Origin of the sequence: Castellaniella sp., assembly GCF_049671645.1 — a bacterium.
GTDB lineage: Bacteria > Pseudomonadota > Gammaproteobacteria > Burkholderiales > Burkholderiaceae_B > Castellaniella.
In genome coordinates, this window is record NZ_JBATVG010000006.1 from 1 (window position 1) to 16,388 (window position 16,388).

The 16,388-nt window shown below is 65.1% G+C and carries 19 protein-coding genes; 9 read left to right on the top strand and 10 right to left on the bottom strand.

Annotated elements, in window-relative coordinates:
• Positions 1-281 precede the first annotated feature (281 nt).
• Positions 282-767, bottom strand: a complete 486-nt coding sequence (locus WBG56_RS01120) for an Lrp/AsnC family transcriptional regulator (protein ID WP_424264708.1) — start codon at positions 765-767, stop codon at positions 282-284.
• Positions 768-963: 196 nt separating this feature from the next.
• Here WBG56_RS01120 and WBG56_RS01125 point away from each other — a divergent pair, with 196 nt between their 5' ends.
• From WBG56_RS01125 to hslU, 5 genes are all read left to right on the top strand, one after another.
• Entirely contained in the window at positions 964-1,950 is a 987-nt protein-coding gene (locus tag WBG56_RS01125) for a nucleoside recognition domain-containing protein (protein WP_424264709.1), read from the top strand.
• A gap of 160 nt (positions 1,951-2,110) precedes the next feature.
• The gene (locus WBG56_RS01130; RefSeq protein ID WP_424264710.1) at positions 2,111-3,241 is read left to right on the top strand and encodes a CobW family GTP-binding protein; all 1,131 of its coding nucleotides are present in this window, start codon (positions 2,111-2,113) and stop codon (positions 3,239-3,241) included.
• 78 nt (positions 3,242-3,319) lie between these two features.
• Positions 3,320-3,760, top strand: coding sequence for an RNA polymerase-binding protein DksA (gene dksA / locus WBG56_RS01135; protein ID WP_424264711.1), 441 nt, complete (start codon positions 3,320-3,322; stop codon positions 3,758-3,760).
• Between the two features lie 293 nt (positions 3,761-4,053).
• Positions 4,054-4,587, top strand: coding sequence for an ATP-dependent protease subunit HslV (hslV, locus tag WBG56_RS01140; protein ID WP_424264712.1), 534 nt, complete (start codon positions 4,054-4,056; stop codon positions 4,585-4,587).
• Positions 4,588-4,595: 8 nt separating this feature from the next.
• A complete protein-coding gene (gene hslU / locus WBG56_RS01145; RefSeq protein WP_424264713.1) occupies positions 4,596-5,927 on the top strand; it encodes an ATP-dependent protease ATPase subunit HslU in 1,332 nt (443 codons plus the stop codon).
• A 61-nt stretch (positions 5,928-5,988) separates the two neighbouring features.
• On the opposite strand, the gene WBG56_RS01150 is transcribed toward hslU, so the two are convergent.
• Positions 5,989-6,342, bottom strand: coding sequence for a copper-binding protein (locus tag WBG56_RS01150; RefSeq protein WP_424264714.1), 354 nt, complete (start codon positions 6,340-6,342; stop codon positions 5,989-5,991).
• Positions 6,343-6,464: 122 nt separating this feature from the next.
• On the opposite strand from WBG56_RS01150, the gene WBG56_RS01155 reads away from it, so the two are divergent.
• Together WBG56_RS01155 and WBG56_RS01160 are read left to right on the top strand one after the other, a co-directional pair.
• Entirely contained in the window at positions 6,465-6,899 is a 435-nt protein-coding gene (locus tag WBG56_RS01155) for an N-acetyltransferase family protein (RefSeq protein WP_424264758.1), read from the top strand.
• 46 nt (positions 6,900-6,945) lie between these two features.
• Complete coding sequence (locus WBG56_RS01160; protein ID WP_424264715.1) at positions 6,946-7,494, top strand: cob(I)yrinic acid a,c-diamide adenosyltransferase; 549 nt, start codon at positions 6,946-6,948, stop codon at positions 7,492-7,494.
• Here WBG56_RS01160 and WBG56_RS01165 read toward each other — a convergent pair.
• Together WBG56_RS01165 and WBG56_RS01170 are read right to left on the bottom strand one after the other, a co-directional pair.
• Entirely contained in the window at positions 7,485-8,012 is a 528-nt protein-coding gene (locus WBG56_RS01165; protein WP_424264716.1) for a carboxymuconolactone decarboxylase family protein, read from the bottom strand. The genes WBG56_RS01160 and WBG56_RS01165 overlap by 10 nt on opposite strands.
• 90 nt (positions 8,013-8,102) lie before the next feature.
• Positions 8,103-9,428 (bottom strand): aspartate aminotransferase family protein, encoded by a 1,326-nt coding sequence (locus tag WBG56_RS01170; RefSeq protein WP_424264717.1) that lies wholly within the window; start codon positions 9,426-9,428, stop codon positions 8,103-8,105.
• Positions 9,429-9,554: 126 nt separating this feature from the next.
• Between WBG56_RS01170 and WBG56_RS01175 the strand changes: the two genes are divergently transcribed.
• Complete coding sequence (locus WBG56_RS01175) at positions 9,555-10,421, top strand: MurR/RpiR family transcriptional regulator (RefSeq protein WP_424264718.1); 867 nt, start codon at positions 9,555-9,557, stop codon at positions 10,419-10,421.
• A 6-nt stretch (positions 10,422-10,427) separates the two neighbouring features.
• On the top strand, positions 10,428-11,456 hold the full coding sequence (locus WBG56_RS01180; RefSeq protein ID WP_424264719.1) for a C45 family autoproteolytic acyltransferase/hydolase: 1,029 nt from the start codon (positions 10,428-10,430) through the stop codon (positions 11,454-11,456).
• A 3-nt stretch (positions 11,457-11,459) separates the two neighbouring features.
• On the opposite strand, the gene WBG56_RS01185 is transcribed toward WBG56_RS01180, so the two are convergent.
• The 6 genes from WBG56_RS01185 to WBG56_RS01210 all read right to left on the bottom strand — a co-directional run bounded on the left by WBG56_RS01185 (position 11,460) and on the right by WBG56_RS01210 (position 16,299).
• On the bottom strand, positions 11,460-11,777 hold the full coding sequence (locus WBG56_RS01185) for a c-type cytochrome (protein ID WP_424264720.1): 318 nt from the start codon (positions 11,775-11,777) through the stop codon (positions 11,460-11,462).
• 118 nt (positions 11,778-11,895) lie between these two features.
• On the bottom strand, positions 11,896-12,978 hold the full coding sequence (gene nirK / locus WBG56_RS01190; protein WP_424264721.1) for a copper-containing nitrite reductase: 1,083 nt from the start codon (positions 12,976-12,978) through the stop codon (positions 11,896-11,898).
• Between the two features lie 203 nt (positions 12,979-13,181).
• A complete protein-coding gene (locus WBG56_RS01195; RefSeq protein WP_424264722.1) occupies positions 13,182-14,012 on the bottom strand; it encodes an SUMF1/EgtB/PvdO family nonheme iron enzyme in 831 nt (276 codons plus the stop codon).
• Positions 14,013-14,122: 110 nt separating this feature from the next.
• Positions 14,123-14,776 (bottom strand): lipoyl(octanoyl) transferase LipB, encoded by a 654-nt coding sequence (lipB, locus tag WBG56_RS01200; RefSeq protein WP_424264723.1) that lies wholly within the window; start codon positions 14,774-14,776, stop codon positions 14,123-14,125.
• A 9-nt stretch (positions 14,777-14,785) separates the two neighbouring features.
• Entirely contained in the window at positions 14,786-15,061 is a 276-nt protein-coding gene (locus WBG56_RS01205) for a DUF493 family protein (protein WP_424264724.1), read from the bottom strand.
• Between the two features lie 8 nt (positions 15,062-15,069).
• The gene (locus WBG56_RS01210) at positions 15,070-16,299 is read right to left on the bottom strand and encodes a D-alanyl-D-alanine carboxypeptidase family protein (RefSeq protein WP_424264759.1); all 1,230 of its coding nucleotides are present in this window, start codon (positions 16,297-16,299) and stop codon (positions 15,070-15,072) included.
• Positions 16,300-16,388: the final 89 nt, after the last annotated feature.

Genomic DNA, 16,388 nt, shown 5'->3' on the forward strand with positions numbered 1-16,388 from the left:
ATTAAAACACATCTGCATCTCAATGTCAAGCCAGACTGCCTTCGGCCGAAACCGAATCCCCGTCGCTCACAGCCATCATCGATCGAGCTAAACGCTTGCAAATCAATGACTTCTGCGTGGCAACCAATCAGTAAAACTGATCAATTTCAGGGTTAACCCTGGGTGCCCTGCGGCGAAGAGACCGAACTATAGCACAGCTTTTTTACACCGCGCAAGTCACTCCACAATTTATTGAAAATATATCGCCACGGCCGATGCGCCCCTATATTAAGGCGACGCCGCTAAGCCTGGGAGACAGGCAGTTCGGTGGTTTCCTTGATCGATTGCAGGGCGAAGCTGCTGCGGATATCGATCACGGCCGGATGGCGCATCAGGGTGTCCATGGCAAACCGCGAAAAGGCGGACAGGTCGGAGACCTGCACGCGCAACAGATAGTCCATGTCGCCGGACATGGCATAGCACTGCATGACTTCGGGCCAGCCTTGCACGTCTTGCGCGAAGCCGGAGATCGCGCTGTGCTCGGCCCGATGCGATTTATCCAGGCGCACGGAAATGTAGGCCAGCAGCCCCAGCCCCAATCGATCCGGATCGGCCAGGGCGACATAGCGGCGGATATAGCCTTGCTCTTCCAGTCGCTTGACCCGGCGCAGGCAAGGACTGGGCGACAGGTCGACCCGCTGGGCAAGCTCTTGGTTGCTGATGCGGCCGTCCTGCTGCAGATGCCGCAGGAGAAGTCGGTCGGTCTGGTCCAGGTCCTCGGGCGTCATGGGGCTTCCGGTGTGAGTCAAAAGTCGATGGGATCCTCAGAATAGAGGCTGAAGGCTGCTCTGGCAATCCGGGGCCACCCGGCGGCCTGCCCCGAAGATACCGCGACGCCCCCGATGACCCGCCGCCCGCTTACAATTCCCGGGCCTGCCGGTTGACGGGGCAGGTCTTCGGCTGGACGCCTTTTCCCACAGAGCCATGATCCTTCGCTATCTGAACACCATCCGCCAGCGCAGCACGCGCATGTTCATGACCATCGCGCGCATCATGGTGCCCGTCATGGTCGTCGTCTACGTGGCGGACCGCTTCGGCCTGGTGCGGTTGGCCGGGGAATCCCTGGCGCCTGCGATGGCCCTGCTGGGGCTGCCGCCGCAGGCGGGCATCATCTGGGCCACCACGATCATCACCAACATCTACGGCGGCATGGCTTCGATGGCAGCGCTGTCCGACAGTCTGCAGATGAATGTGGCCCAGGTCAGCGCCCTGGGGGCCATGATGCTGTTTGCCCATAATGTACCGACAGAGCAATCGGTGGTGCGCCGCGCGGGCGCCAGCGCTCTGGTGACGGGCGGGCTGCGGGTGGCGGTCGGGATTCTCTACGGCGCCGCCGTCACCTGGGTATGCCACGCCATGGGTTGGCTGCAGGACCCCGTCTCGTTTGCCTGGATGGGCCAGGATGCCGGACTGACGCAGGGGCCGCCGGGCCTCGGGGCCTGGCTGTGGTCCACGGCGCAATCGTTGCTGCTGGTCCTGGTCGTGATCATCGGCATGGTGATTCTGCTGGACCTTCTGGAACGCCTGGGGGTCACCCGTCTGGTAACCCGCCTGCTGACGCCTGTGCTGCGCCTGTCGGGGCTGGAGGAACGCGCGGCCCCGCTGACGACCGTAGGGGTATTGCTGGGCCTGGCCTATGGCGGCGCCCTGATCATCGAAGCCGCCGAACGCGAAGGCTTCAGCCCCCGGACCCGCCTGCTGGCCCTGTCCTGGCTGTCTCTGTGCCATGCGCTGATTGAAGATACCTTGCTGATCCTGGCTCTGGGCGCCAATATCTGGGTGATCCTGGTATGGCGCGGACTGCTGACATTGGGCATCCTGGCGGCGATTGCCGCGCTGACGCAACCCCATACGCGCTGGGGCAGACGCCTGGCCGCCCGGGCCGGCGCGCCATCCTTCCCGCCCCGCTGATCCCGCCCCGGGGCCTTCTTGCTCCCGAGTTTGCCCTAAACCCCCGCCTATGATGTAATCGCATGCTGATCGCCCGAACCCCTTGACAAGGACCGCAAGGTCGGAATGATGTTCTGACAGGCGGCATCGTCGGGGCGGCGCATCGCATTCGAGGTCATCCATGAACGCTGCCAATCCCGCCCGAACCCCTGATTCCATGATCCCCGTCACTGTGCTGACGGGATTTCTGGGCGCGGGCAAAACCACGCTCCTGCGCCGTATCCTGACGGAATTCCACGGCCAGCGCATTGCCGTCATCGAAAACGAATTCGGCGAAGAAAACATCGATAACGACGTACTGGTGCAAGACCGCGACGAGCAGATCGTCGAGCTGAGCAACGGCTGCGTCTGCTGCACAGTGCGCGGCGACCTGATCCGCACGCTCAACGACCTGGCCGCCCGCCGCGAGAGCGGCGACATCCGGTTCGACCGCATCATCATCGAAACCACCGGCATGGCCAACCCGGGGCCGGTCTGCCAGACGTTCTTCATGGACGACGACATCGCCGAAACCTATCGGCTGGATGCCGTCATCACCGTGGTCGACGCCAAACACGGCATGGCGGCGCTGGACCGCCAGGAAGAAGCCCAGCGCCAGGTCGGCTTCGCCGACCGCATCCTGATATCCAAGAAAGACCTGGTCAACGAGGCCGACTACGAGGCCTTGCGCGCCCGGCTGGTGCGCATCAACCCCCGCGCCTCGATCACGCCGGTGCATTTCGGCGAAACCGATCTGCACACCCTGCTGGACGTCAGCGGTTTCGACCTGGACGCCATCCTGGATATCGATCCGGAGTTCCTGGCCGAAGAAGAAGCCCACGATCATCATGACCACGATCACGATCACGATCACGATCACGATCACGATCACGATCATGACCATGACGAGGACGGCCACGTCTGCGGCTCCGGCTGCACGCACGACCACCACGATCACCACCACGCCCACCACAGCGACGACATCGGCGCCTTCGTGTTCCGGTCCAATCGGGCTTTCAACCCGGAGCGCCTGGAAGACTTCCTGGGCGGCATCGTCCAGGTCTACGGCCCCGATCTGCTGCGCTACAAAGGCATCCTGTACATCAAGGGCATCAACCGCCGGATGATATTCCAGGGCGTGCACATGATGATGGGCGCCGAACCCGGCTCTCCGTGGAAAGCCAGTGAAAAACCGAATACCCGGCTGGTGTTCATCGGCCGTAAACTGCCTCAAGACATCTTTACTCAGGGGCTCGAACAATGTCTGGCCTGACCGCCCACCCCACGCTGCCCCGCTGTACTTTCGGGATGCGGACGACAGGCCCCGGCACATAATAAGGAAGGACACAACATGGCTAGCAAATCCAGCACCAAATCGGCGGCCAAGACCCTGACCGAGAAGGAACTGTTGGCGATGCCTGAAAAGGACTACATGAACGATGCCCAGCTCGCCTTCTTCCGGGATCGCCTGCACCAGCTCGAACATGAAATCCTGACCAACGCAGGCGCCACGACGGAAAACCTGCGCGAAACCCAGTACGTGCCGGACCCGGCCGACCGGGCTACGATCGAGGAAGAACACGCGCTGGAACTGCGTACCCGTGACCGCGAGCGCAAGCTGCTGAAAAAGGTCCAGCAGTCCATCGCCCGGATCGACTCCGGCGAATATGGCTGGTGCGAAGAAACCGGCGAACCCATCGGCATCCCCCGGCTGCTGGCGCGACCCACGGCGACCTTGTCCCTGGAAGCCCAGGAACGCCGCGAAATGCGCCAGAAGCTCTACGGCGACTGAACCCGAACGCCACCGCGTCGCTTCACTCCACGGCTCCGGCCCCTTCGGGGATGAGCCTGGACACAAGGGCAGTCCTCGAGGACTGCCCTTGTGCTTGGCGAATCCGAACGGCATACAAGCCGCGAGGTGATGAGCCCGGACGTATGGCAGTCCACTGCGGACTGCCATACGCCTGACGAATCCGAGCAGCATGCGGGCCGCGAGGTGGACGAGCCTGCGCCCCAACCTGCGGGCACATCTTGAATTCCGCTGCCGCCATCCCCATCTGCAAGGCCTTGGACCAAGAGAACGCCATGGAACAATTTCACGCCACCACCATCGTCTGCGTCCGCCGCGGCAACGACGTCGCCCTGGGCGGCGACGGCCAGGTCACGCTGGGCAACATCGTCATCAAGGGCACAGCCCGCAAGATCCGCCGCCTGTATCACGACAAGGTCCTGGCCGGTTTCGCCGGCGCCACGGCCGATGCCTTCACCCTGCAGGAGCGCTTCGAAGCCAAGCTGGAAAAGCACCAGGGCCACCTGATGCGCGCCGCCGTCGAACTGACCCGCGACTGGCGCACCGACCGGGTGCTGCGCCGGCTGGAAGCCATGCTGATCGTCGCGGATCACGAACATACCCTGATCCTGACCGGCAACGGCGATGTGCTGGAACCGGAGCACGGTATCGCCGCCATCGGTTCGGGGGGCGCCTACGCCCAGTCGGCCGCCCGCGCCCTGCTGGAGGCCACCGACATGACACCGGCGGAGATCATCAAGAAATCCCTGGAGATCGCCGGGGACCTCTGCATCTACACCAACCAGAACCACATCGTCGAAACCCTATAAGGCCCGCCATGTCCGCCACCCCCATGACTCCAAAAGAAATCGTCTCGGAACTGGACAAGAACATCGTCGGCCAGGAAAAGGCCAAGCGATCCGTCGCGGTGGCCCTGCGCAACCGCTGGCGCCGCCAGCAGGTCGCCGAGCCGCTGCGCCACGAGATCGTCCCCAAGAACATCCTGATGATCGGCCCGACAGGCGTGGGCAAGACCGAAATCGCCCGCCGGCTGGCCCGCCTGGCCAACGCCCCCTTCATCAAGATCGAGGCCACCAAGTTCACCGAGGTCGGCTATGTCGGCCGCGACGTGGATACCATCGTGCGCGATCTGGTGGACGTCGCCATCAAGCAGATGCGCGAGACCGAAACGCGCCGTGTGCGCACCCAGGCGGAAGACGCCGCCGAGGACCGCATCCTGGACGCCCTGCTGCCGCCCGCGCGCAATGCCCAGGGCCAGCCGGAACGCGAGGAAACCAATACCCGCCAGGTATTCCGCAAGCGCCTGCGCGAAGGCAAACTGGACGACACCCAGATCGACATCGAGCTCGCCCAGGCGCCCGCGCACATGGAAATCATGGCGCCGCCGGGCATGGAGGAAATGACGGAACAGTTGCGCGGCATGTTCGCCGGCCTGTCGCAAGGCAAGACCAAAACGCGCAAATTGTCCGTCAAGGAAGCCTTTCGCCTGCTGACCGAAGAAGAAGCCGCCCGCCGGATCAACGAAGAAGACCTGCGCACCCAGGCCATCACCCTGGCGGAACAGCATGGCATCGTCTTTCTGGACGAAATCGACAAGATCGCCACCCGCCAGGAAGCCGGCGGATCCGACGTCTCGCGCCAGGGGGTGCAGCGCGACCTGCTGCCCCTGGTCGAAGGCACGTCCGTCAACACCAAATACGGCATGGTCCACACCGACCATATCCTGTTCATCGCCTCGGGCGCCTTCCACCTGTCGCGGCCGTCCGACCTGATCCCCGAACTGCAGGGGCGCTTTCCGATCCGGGTGGAACTGGACTCATTGAGCACGGACGATTTCGTGCGCATCCTGAGCAGCACCGATGCGTCTCTGACCAAGCAGTACAGCGCCCTGATGGCGACCGAGGACGTGACCCTGGAATTCACCGAGGCAGGTATCCGGCGGCTGGCCGAACTGGCCTTTGAAGTGAATGAACGCACGGAAAACATCGGCGCCCGCCGCCTGTACACCATCATGGAGAAGCTGTTGGAGGACCTGTCATTCGAGGCCGCCAGCCCCGGATCGCAGTCCGTGGTGATCGACGCCGACTACGTCAACGACAAGCTGTCGGAGACGGTCGGCAGCCAGGATCTGGCCCGCTACGTGCTGTAGCGCCCGCCGGACGGAATTGCCCTTCTGGAGTCCCCGCCACGGTCCGCCGTGGCGGGGATTTTCATTTCTTATCCAGCGCGACGATACGGTACTGGCCCTGGGAGCGCGTCGCTGTGAAATTCACGGAATCCCCGACCGCGATGCCCCGCAGCAAGGCGGGATCCAGGTGGTAGACCAGCGTCATGGCGGGGATGTCCAGTTTGCTGATCGCGCCGTGGCGGATGGCGATCTTGCCGGCGGCGGCATCGACACGCACGACCTGGCCGCTGGCCTGGGCCTGCACGGGCTTGGCCTGCGCGACCGCCAGGGCCGGCCAGACCAGCGCGGCGGGCGCCACGGCGGACAGGAGAATTCCCGGCCCCGCGCCGCGCAGGGCAGCCAGCAGGTTCAGGGTGCGCAAGGCAGGAAAACGCATGGGCTACACTCCATTCATTGATCCAAGCATACCGCGAAACAGAGTCTATTTTGCCTACCCCCGTTCCCGGCTACATCCTTCGGCCCGCCACCGAATCCGACATTCCCGCCATCCACGCCCTGATGCTCGAAATGGCCGTCTTCGAGAAACTGACGGAGATCTTCAAGGCCAGCCATGACAGCCTGCGCGCCAGTTTTTTCGGCGCCGAACCCGCTGCGCGCTGCCTGGTCATCACAACCGAAGACGCTCCGGACACGGCGATCGCCTACATCATGTGGTTCCACAACTACTCCAGTTTCCTGGACCGACGCGGCCTGTACCTGGAAGACGTCTACATTTCCCCCGCCCACCGGGGGCAAGGCCTGGGCGGCTGGGTGCTGAAACACCTGGCGGCCCTGGCGGTGGAACTGGGTTGCGGCCGTTTCGAATGGGTGGTGCTGGACTGGAACCAGAACGCCATCGACTTCTACAAACACCACGGCGGGGAAATCCTGGACGACTGGCGCGTCGTGCGCGTCACGGGCGAGGCGCTGCGGCGCCTGGCCACCCACGACTGAACCCGCCCCAGCGCATCCCGTCTCAACGCCTCCCCAGGAACCTTCCATGTCGATCCGAGTTTCCATCGTATCCACCCGCACCGGCGACGACGGCACCACCGGCCTGGGCGACAAGACCCGCGTGCCCAAGGATGCCCCGCGCATCGCCGCGCTGGGCGACGTGGACGAACTGAACAGCGCCATCGGGCTGTGGCGAGCGGCCGGCCTGCCGGCGGAAGTCGATGCCCTGCTGAACCGCATCCAGCACGACCTGTTCGACCTGGGCGGCGAGCTGTGCATTCCCGGCTGGACCGCGTTGAAGGACGAACATGTCCTGCGCCTGGACGAGGCCCTGGCGCACTACAACGCCGCGCTGGGACCGCTGCAGGAATTCATCCTGCCCGGCGGTTGCCCGGCCGCCGCCCAGGCCCACATGGCCCGCACCATCGCGCGCCGCGCGGAACGTTCGGTGGTGGCGCTATCGCGCCAGGACGCCGTGAACCCGCCGGTGCTGCAGTACCTGAACCGGCTGTCGGACCTGTGCTTCGTGCTGGCCCGCCACCTGAACCGGGCCGCGGGCGTGCCGGATACTTTGTGGGAACACGATCAGCGCTGATCGTCCGAATGCACCTGCAGGGCTTCCAGGAAACGCGACACCATGTTGTAGGCGGCGATCGTCGCCGTCAGCTCCACCAGTTCCGTTGCTGAAAAATACGCTCTGACAGCGGCAAAGACGGCATCGGGGACCTGCACCGAACGCGTCATGGCATCCGTATAGTCCAGCACCGCGGCTTCACAGGGATCGAACACCCCCGCCGGCAGATCGACCCGCGCCAGGGCATCCAGTTGCTGCTGCCGCAAGCCTTCCCGCAATGCGATGGGCGCGTGCTGATCGGCCTCGTAGGGAGCCCGGTTCAGATAGGCGATCCGCATGATCACCAACTCGCGCAATGCGCCGTCCAGGCCGGATTTCTGGCGGATGGCCGTCAGGTAGCTCAGCCAGCCTTCCGCCACCGGGGGACTGTGCAGCAGCATCTGATACAGATGCAGCACGCTGCCGCGCTCGGCGGTGATGCGCTCGGCCAGGCTGGCGGCGGCGCCCTGTTGCAAGTCGGCGTAAGGCAGTCGGGCCATGCGGACCTCCATGAAAAGAGCCGGGCATCATGTCCGGCAAACGTGTTCGTCATCCCGGCCGCGCTCCGCGCACGCCGGGCGGGGCGGCCCTCAGGCCGGCAAGATCTGGCGCACCGTGCGGTCCAGCAGCTCCACGATCCGGTCGATATCGGCCGCCGTGCAGATGAAGGGGGGCGCCAGGAGCACATGGTCGCCCCGCACGCCATCGACCGTGCCGCCCATGGGGTACATCAGCAGACCGTTTTCCATCGCCTGCTTCTTCAGCCGGGCGTGTGTTTTCAGGGCGGGATCCAGCGTGTCCTTGCTGACCCGGTCCTGCACGAATTCGACCCCGACGAACAAGCCCCGGCCCCGGATGTCGCCCACGTTCGGGTGATCGGCGAAGACCTCGCGCAGACGCGCCCGCAGTTGCTCGCCCCGGGCGCGCACATTGGCCAGAAGATCGTCGCGTTCAATCACCCGCTGCACCGCCAGGGCGGCGGCGCAGGCCGTGGCATGCCCCATGTAGGTGTGGCCGTGCTGGAAGAACCCGCTGCCCTGCACGATGGCGTCGTACACGCGGCGGCTCGCCAACAGGGCGCCGATGGGCTGATACCCCGCCCCCAGGCCCTTGGCGATGGTCAGGATGTCGGGGGCGATGTCGTCCTCGGCGCAGGCGAACAGATGCCCGGTGCGGCCCATGCCGGACATGACCTCGTCCAGGATCAGCAAGACGCCATGCCGGTCGCAGACCTCGCGGATGCGCCGCAGATAGGTACGCACCGGCGGCACGGCGCCCGCCGTCGCCCCCACCACGGTCTCCGCCACGAAGGCCGCCACCCGCCCCGGCCCGATCGAGCGGATCATCGCATCCAGCTCGTCCGCCAGGCGCTGGGCATAGGCTTCTTCGGTCTCATCGGCCCGCTGGTCACGGTAGGCATAGCAGGGCGACACATGATGGGCGGGGACCAGCAACGGCAGAAACGGCTGACGCCGCCAGGCGTTGCCGCCGATGGCCAAGGCCCCCAGGGTATTGCCGTGATAGCTTTGACGCCGGGCGATGAACTGACTGCGATCCGGTTCCCCGCGTTCGACGAAATACTGCCGGGCCAGCTTCAGGGCGGCCTCGACGGCCTCGGACCCGCCCGATACGAAATAGACGTGATCCAGATCGCCGGGCGCCCGCTGCGCCAGGAAATCCGCCAGCTCTTCGCAAACCTGCGTCGTGAAGAACGAGGAATGGGCATAGGCGACCTGGTCCAGCTGGGCCTTGATGGCGGCGATGACGTCCGGATGCCCATGCCCCAGGCAGGACACGGCCGCCCCGCCGGAAGCGTCCAGATAGGCGCGTCCGTCCTCGTCAAACAGGGAAACTCCCTGGCCGCGCACGGCGCGTTTCAGCGTATGCTGGGGATTCCGATGGAATACATGAGTCATGTGAGGGTCTCGCCGCCCCGCAGGGCCAGGCACGAAATGGGCAGAATCAACAAATGTTTCTCATATCATATATCATGAAACATTCGTATGGAACCCCATCCAACTCTCCGCCGTGGATTGCATCTCATGACTGCTCCCCATTCCCCCGATGAGCTGATCCAGCACATTCAATCGCAGTTTTCGGCGCTCAGCCCCCAATTCCAGGCCAGCGCCCGCTACCTGATCGACCATCCGGCCCAGGTATCGACCCTGTCGGCCCGCAAGCTGGCATCCCTGGCAGGCGTGCAACCCGCCACGCTCGTGAGGCTGGCCCAGCACCTGGGCTACGCCGGCTGGGATGCCCTGAAATCCGTATTCACCCGCGACCTGCAGCAACGCCCGGGCGGCTACGCGGCACGGGCCCAATCACTGGTCGAACGTCCGGACCTCGAACTGACCGCCTGGCACACCGCCAGCCAGCAGCAGTCCCTCAACCTGATGTCCCTGGAAGCCATCAACCGCCAGGCGATGACCCAGGCCGTGGCGCAATTGGCCCGCGCCCCCCGCATCGTGATCGCCGGCTATCGTTCGTCCTACCCGCCGGCATTCAGCCTGTGCTACCTGTGCAGCCTGTTTCGCCCCGACGTCCAGTTGCTGCACAACGCCGGCGGCACCATGAGCCTGGATCTTCACCACCTGCAGCCGACCGATACGGTCATCCTCATCAGCTACGCCCCCTATTCGCGCGAAATCCTGCAGGTCGCCCAGGTCGCCCAGGCCGCGCACTGCACGGTGCTGGCCCTGTGCGACAGCCAGGTGGCCCCCATCGCGCTGGAGGCCGACCATGTGCTGACGTTCCCGACCCAGGGGCATTCCTTCTTTCCCTCGACCGTGGCCTTGCAGGCCCTGGTCGAAATGCTGGCCCAGCAATTGCTGATACACAGCGGCGAACGCGCCATCACCGCCCTGTCCCAGGCTGAAGACCAGCTGCATGCCATCGGCGCTTACCTATGAATTGTCATGACGTCTGATCATTTTCCGCTTTCCTGGCTGGAGGCCCACGGCTCGCACCACGACATCGGCCTTGCCCTGGGCCGATGGGGGGCGCATGCCTGCCAGCGGCACCTGGTTCATTCCCCTGCCTGGGCGCAGGTCATGGCCCACCGCCACGACCCTGCCGTCCCCGCCCTGCGCGCGCTGCTGCACCAGCATTTCCCCTGGATCGAACAGGAACTGGCCGGCCTGGCGGAAGGCCTGGGCTTGCCGCTGGAAGACGTGTTCCTCTGGAACTGCCGGGGCGACCTCTGGGCGCTGGCGCCGGACGGCTGCACCACGGTGCTGGCGCCGCTGCGGCTGAGCCACAACGAAGACGGCGACCCCGGGTTCGCCGGCGCTTGCGGCCTGGCCCGGGTCCGCCCCATCGATGCGCCCGCTTTCGTTTCCTTCCTGTATCCCGGTTCGCTGCCCGGGCATACCTTCGCCGTCAACGGGGCCGGGCTGGCCATCACCGTCAACAATGTCCGCGCCCGGAAGGCCCGGGCAACGGGGCTGCCGCGCATGGCGCTGACCCGGGCGCTGCTGGCCACCCAATCGCCTTCCCAGGCCATTGCGCTGCTGCAGGCGCATCCCCGCATGGGGGCCTTTCACCTGGGCCTCGGCCAGTCGGGCGACGGCGGCACGTTCAGTGTGGAATTCAGTCAATCGGCCGTATCCGTGCAGCCCATCCGCCAGGCCCGGCGCCTGCATGCCAACCATGCCCTGCACGAAGCCCAACGGAATCTGCCCCAGGTCATCACGGCATCGTCTTCGCGCCGTCAGTCCCGAGGCGAGGCGCTGCTGGATCAACAAGCCGATCCGCTGGACATCCTGCGCGATACGGAAGACAGCGCCGAACCCATCCTGCGCCGTTCCCCGACCGACACCGACCAGGAAAACACCCTGGCCACGGCGGACATCGACCTGTCCGGCGAACAGGTGCGCTGGGCCGTCTACAGCCCGGGCAGCCGCCAGCCCGATTACCGGTTCGACGGCCTGCACCAACCGGATTGATGCCTACTGGGCGCGGCTGACCATGTATTCGACGGCGGCGCGCAGCGCGGCGTCATCGGCCTTGGTGCCCCCGCGAGCCGGCATCGCGCCCTTGCCCTGGGTCGCCACCGTCATCATTTCATCCATGCCGCGCGCGATGATGGGCGCCCAGGCCTGCTTGTTGCCCAGTTTCGGCGCATTGGCCGCCCCCGTGCTGTGACAGGCGACGCACGCCGACTTGTACAACTTCTCGCCCTGCTGCAGGGTGCCGGCATCGCTGGCCATCGACAAGGCCGGAATCAGGGCCAGGCTCAGGGTGGCGATACTCAGGGTCTTCAACATGTTCATCTCCGTCATTCAAATGCCTTGCCGCGCAAGGCGATGATTTCACGCGCCCGGGCCGATACTCAGCCCGGCATCCGGGACATCCGGACCGTCCGGCCCGGATGTCATCCACTGATTACTTGATCGGGCTGGGCGCCACGACCTGCTTCATCAGGTCATCGTTCCACTTGCCTTCCACCTTCACGTGCCCCGCCGCGCCCAGTTCGAACGCTTCGATCAGGTTGTGGTTCACGTAGGCGTACACGCCCGGTTGCTTGAAGGTGTAGAGCGCCACCCCGGCCGTACCGCCCGGGATGAACCAGGTTTCCAGATTGCGTTCCGGTTTGTTGATGAACTTGCCCGTGGCCCAGACGTAGTCGCCATGGCCGCCGATCAGGTGCGGACGCGTGTCGCGGTTGGCCGATGAGTGGATGAACAGCACCGACTCGCCGACCTTGGCCGTCAAGGCCCCCGCCCCCGTCAGGGCGCCGACCTTGCCGTTGAACACGACGTGGCTGGGCACCAGCTTGCGCATGACCTCGGTGGTGTCGCCATAGCTTTCCAGCGGCGTGTCGTAGGACTTGTACTGGCCGTTCTCATCCTTGGGGATGTACAGGTCGAATTCACCGATCGTGTAGGCCTTGTCGTAGGCCAGTTTCTTGCCGTTGCCGTCCGTCAGGCCCTCGCGCGGCAGCACCATCAGCGTGCCGCTCATGCCGGAGACCACGTGCCAGGGCACCATGCCTTCCGGGGCGCAGTGATAAATGAACGCGCCGGTGCGATCCGCCTTGAAGCGCAGCACGGTCTGCTCGCCCGGCTTGATCTTGGTCAGCGCGCCGCCGCCCAGGGCGCCGGTCGAGGCGTGGAAGTCGATGTTGTGTTCCAGCGTGTTCTTGGTCGGATTGATCAGGGTCAGCTGCACGTAGTCGCCCTCGTGCACCACCATGGTGGGACCGGGCATCGTGCCATTGAAGGTCATGGCCTGCAGGGTCGTGCCGTTTTCCTCATCGATGACGATCTTTTTTTCTTCGATCGTCATGGTGAACTCGACGACGCGCGGCTTGGCCGTGGTGGCTTGCTCGTGCTTCATCACGTTGGGCGGCGCCACCAGCATGGGACGGATGTGCTCCAGCTTGTCGGCAGGGTCTGCAACCGCCACACCACCCGCCAACAAGGACGCCAGCGCCGTGGCTGCCATACACAGACGAAATACCTTCATATACAACTCCCTGATTGATTACGTCGTCTTCTTCGACGGTTCCATCTTGTCACTGAAGGGGTTAACCCTTATTGCGATGGATCAAATCCGTTCAGGAGAGATTCAGGTGTTGTGGGAGGGCATTGATCTGGCGCAAGCGCAGCCGGCTGGCCGCCGGGCTCATGTCGTGGGAAAGCGACAACGCCGGCGGCTCCGCAGAGGATTCAGCGTTCCCTGACCAACCGGAATCCCAGGTTCGCGGGCGGCAGGCCGATCGAGCAGGCGCCGTTGCGCGGGTCGCGGATGAAATCCGGCATGGCGGCGATATGCGCGCCCGCCAGGATGCGCACGCCGCAGTTTTCACGTGGCGCCAGAGACAGCGCGCCCACACTGTGGCTGGCAAAGCAGGTGGACGTCCATTCCCAGACGTTGCCGCCCATGTCGCTGACCCCCAGGATATTGACGCCGAAATGTCCGAAGGGCTGGGCGGGCTTGATGCGCCCCTGGCTGCGGCTGATTTCCCGGTCATATTCGGCCAGCCAGCGAACCGCCGGATCATCGGGGTCCGACGGCAGGGGGCCTTCTTCCCGGTAGCGGTCCGCCGCCGCCCGCACCCATTCGGCGTACGCCGGCAGCCGCCAGGTCTGTCCAGTTGTCCGGGACAACCAGGCTGCATACGCCGTCGCATCGGTCCAGTTGACCCCGACGGCCGGCAGATCCGCCGCCGCCAGGTGGCGAAATCCCTTATCCAGCGGTTTGCAGGCGCCGGCGCGCACACACGCCATATATTCGGCCTGGCTGACCTGCCGGCGCATGATGGCCAGGCCGGCATCCACGGCGCCCTGCACGCGGGGCGCATCCACGGGCCGCCCCCGATCGAGAAACTCGCCCGCGGCCTGGTAGGTGAAGGCGCCGGTCGGAATGGGAACGACGTCGATGGCGCGAGCGGCCGTGGCGACTGCCGAGGCGCCCGCCACAGCCACGGCCAGCGCCGCTTGTCGCAATGATCTCGCGAATCGGGGAAGGGAGTTCGAAGGGAAAGAAATCTGCATCATGGAAGGGCCTCGTGGAGACCCTTCCATTGAACGCGGAAGACGCGCGCGCCGTGTTGAGGCGAATCAAGCAATCGCATCCGGACCGGGCGACGCCGGGCAGGCGGCACGCGTCAGCGTCCCGCGGTCTCCCAGGCGGCCGAGAAATGCCGGGCCAGGCGATCGCCGACGTCGGTCAGGCCCGCCCGGACCCCGCAAGCCTGCAGATCCACGGTCTGCAGTCCTGCATAACCGCAGGGATTGATCCCTGAAAAGGGGCTGAGATCCATGCCCACATTCAGGGCCACCCCGTGATAGGCGCAGCCCCGCCGGACCTTGATGCCCAACGCCGCGATCTTCGCCAGCGCACCACCCTGCCGCCCCTGGGCCAATGCCGATTGGGGCACGTAGATGCCGGGAGCCCCCGGTTTGCGACACGCCGACGGCACGCCCAGGTCGGCCAGCACGTCCAGCACGGATTGCTCCAGCAAGGCGACGAAGTCGCGCACGAACATCCCGCGCCGACGCAGATCGACCAGTGTGTACAGCACCACCTGCCCCGGCCCGTGATACGTGACCTGCCCGCCGCGATTGCAATGCACGACCGGGATGCCATGGGGATTCAGGATGTGGGATTCCAACCCGGCCTGCCCCAATGTGTAGACGGGGGCGTGTTCCACCAGCCACAGCTCGTCGGGCGTGTCGGCCTGGCGGCTTTCGGTGAAATCCTGCATGGCCTGCCAGACCGGCAAATAGGGGGCGGGGCGATCCAGCCAATGCAAGCGCATGACGCCAACCTACAGAACGACCGACACCAGTTCGTGCCCATGCAGGGCGCGGTACAGATCGTCGAGCTGTTCACGCGAATGCACGCGCACCGTCAGGGTCAGGCCCAGGTAATTGCCGCTGGAGCTGGGGCGGACTTCGATGGAGGCCGGATCGAAGTCCGGGTCGAAGCCCCGAACCAGATCCGCCATGGCGGGCAGGAAGGCATCCAGCGCCCGCCCCATGACCTTGATCGGAAAGTCGCAGGGATACTGGATCAGGGAATCTTCCGGACGAATGCTCTCCATGCCGGGCCTTATTGGAACAACAGGCGGACTTTGTCCACCAGACGGCCGAAGAAGCCGGCCTCGGGCACCGAATGCATCACCAGCAGCGGCACCTGTTTCAGAGGCTTGCCATCCAGGGACGCCACCAGGGTGCCGGCCTGATCGCCTTCGGTCAGCGGCGCCATCAAGGGCTGGGTATAACGGGCTTCGGTCTTGATCTGATCGGCCTGGCCGCGCGGCACGGTCACCCACAGCGGCTGGGTCACCCCCAGGTCGGCGGTGTCGGCAGCGCCTTCCCAGACCCGGGCGGATACGGCCGGCTTGGTCTTATCCAGCAGTTTGACCGTATCGAAGTTCTTGAAGCTCCAGTTCAGCAGTTTCAGGCTGCTTTCGGTCCGGGCGGCATCGCTGGCCGCGCCCACCAGCACGGACACCACCCGGCGTCCGTCGCGCAACGCCGTCGCCACCAGACAGTATCCCGCCGACTGGGTGTGGCCGGTCTTCAGGCCATCGACGGTGGAATCAGCCCACAGCAAGCGATTGCGGTTGCTCTGCTTGATGTTGTTGTAGGTGAATTCCTTCTGGCTGTCGTAGTGCCGGTACTGCGGAAAGCGCTGCACCAGCGCGCGCGCCAGCACCGCCAGATCTTCGACCGTGGTCATATGGTCGGGATCGGGCAGGCCCGTGGAATTGACGAAATGCGTATGCGTCATGCCCAAGGCCTTGGCCTGCTGGTTCATCAGGGCGGCAAACGCCGATTCGCTGCCGGCCACGGCCTCGGCCAGCGCCACCGTGGCGTCATTCCCCGATTGCACCAGCATGCCCTGCAGCAGATCGTCCACCAGGACGTCCGTGTTCGGATTGATGAACATGCGGGAGCCTTCGGTCTTCCAGGCCTTTTCGGAAACATGGACTTTCTGGTCGAGCTTCAGCCGGCCGGTCTCCAGGGCCTCGAAAATGACGTACGCGGACATCAGCTTGGTCAGCGAGGCGGGCTCGACGGCAGCCTTGGGGTTCTGGGCGGCGATGATCTGCCCGCTGGTGGCATCCAGCGTCAGCCAGGCTTTGACGCCCAGTGCAGGCACGGGAATGTTCGACAGCGCGCTGACGCCTTCGGCCGGCGCCGCCGCGGGCGTATCGGCGGCGGCCGCCGCTGCCGGGGCCGGAGCGGCAGCCGGAGCAGACCAGGCAGCCGTCGGCACCAGTAGCGCGCAACTGAGCGCCAGCGGCGCCAGACGGAAACGGCGAAGGGTCGGCAGCAGAACAGATCTCATGGGCATTATCAACAAAGTAGACAGGAAAACGTGAGGCCCATTATAGGCAGCGAGCCTGACAGCTTCATGGACCA

Excerpts from the sequence above, each read along its gene's own strand:
- WBG56_RS01150 (WP_424264714.1), bottom strand. The coding sequence starts at position 6,342 with ATGCGTTTTCCTGCCTTGCGCACCCTGAACCTGCTGGCTGCCCTGCGC.
- nirK (WP_424264721.1), bottom strand. The coding sequence starts at position 12,978 with ATGAAGGTATTTCGTCTGTGTATGGCAGCCACGGCGCTGGCGTCCTTG.
- WBG56_RS01205 (WP_424264724.1), bottom strand. The coding sequence starts at position 15,061 with ATGGAGAGCATTCGTCCGGAAGATTCCCTGATCCAGTATCCCTGCGAC.
- WBG56_RS01160 (WP_424264715.1), top strand. The coding sequence starts at position 6,946 with ATGTCGATCCGAGTTTCCATCGTATCCACCCGCACCGGCGACGACGGC.
- hslU (WP_424264713.1), top strand. The coding sequence starts at position 4,596 with ATGTCCGCCACCCCCATGACTCCAAAAGAAATCGTCTCGGAACTGGAC.
- WBG56_RS01175 (WP_424264718.1), top strand. The coding sequence starts at position 9,555 with ATGACTGCTCCCCATTCCCCCGATGAGCTGATCCAGCACATTCAATCG.
- WBG56_RS01165 (WP_424264716.1), bottom strand. The coding sequence starts at position 8,012 with ATGGCCCGACTGCCTTACGCCGACTTGCAACAGGGCGCCGCCGCCAGC.
- WBG56_RS01170 (WP_424264717.1), bottom strand. The coding sequence starts at position 9,428 with ATGACTCATGTATTCCATCGGAATCCCCAGCATACGCTGAAACGCGCC.
- WBG56_RS01195 (WP_424264722.1), bottom strand. The coding sequence starts at position 14,012 with ATGATGCAGATTTCTTTCCCTTCGAACTCCCTTCCCCGATTCGCGAGA.
- WBG56_RS01180 (WP_424264719.1), top strand. The coding sequence starts at position 10,428 with ATGACGTCTGATCATTTTCCGCTTTCCTGGCTGGAGGCCCACGGCTCG.
- WBG56_RS01185 (WP_424264720.1), bottom strand. The coding sequence starts at position 11,777 with ATGTTGAAGACCCTGAGTATCGCCACCCTGAGCCTGGCCCTGATTCCG.
- WBG56_RS01155 (WP_424264758.1), top strand. The coding sequence starts at position 6,465 with ATGCTCGAAATGGCCGTCTTCGAGAAACTGACGGAGATCTTCAAGGCC.
- dksA (WP_424264711.1), top strand. The coding sequence starts at position 3,320 with ATGGCTAGCAAATCCAGCACCAAATCGGCGGCCAAGACCCTGACCGAG.
- hslV (WP_424264712.1), top strand. The coding sequence starts at position 4,054 with ATGGAACAATTTCACGCCACCACCATCGTCTGCGTCCGCCGCGGCAAC.
- WBG56_RS01120 (WP_424264708.1), bottom strand. The coding sequence starts at position 767 with ATGACGCCCGAGGACCTGGACCAGACCGACCGACTTCTCCTGCGGCAT.
- WBG56_RS01130 (WP_424264710.1), top strand. The coding sequence starts at position 2,111 with ATGAACGCTGCCAATCCCGCCCGAACCCCTGATTCCATGATCCCCGTC.
- lipB (WP_424264723.1), bottom strand. The coding sequence starts at position 14,776 with ATGCGCTTGCATTGGCTGGATCGCCCCGCCCCCTATTTGCCGGTCTGG.
- WBG56_RS01125 (WP_424264709.1), top strand. The coding sequence starts at position 964 with ATGATCCTTCGCTATCTGAACACCATCCGCCAGCGCAGCACGCGCATG.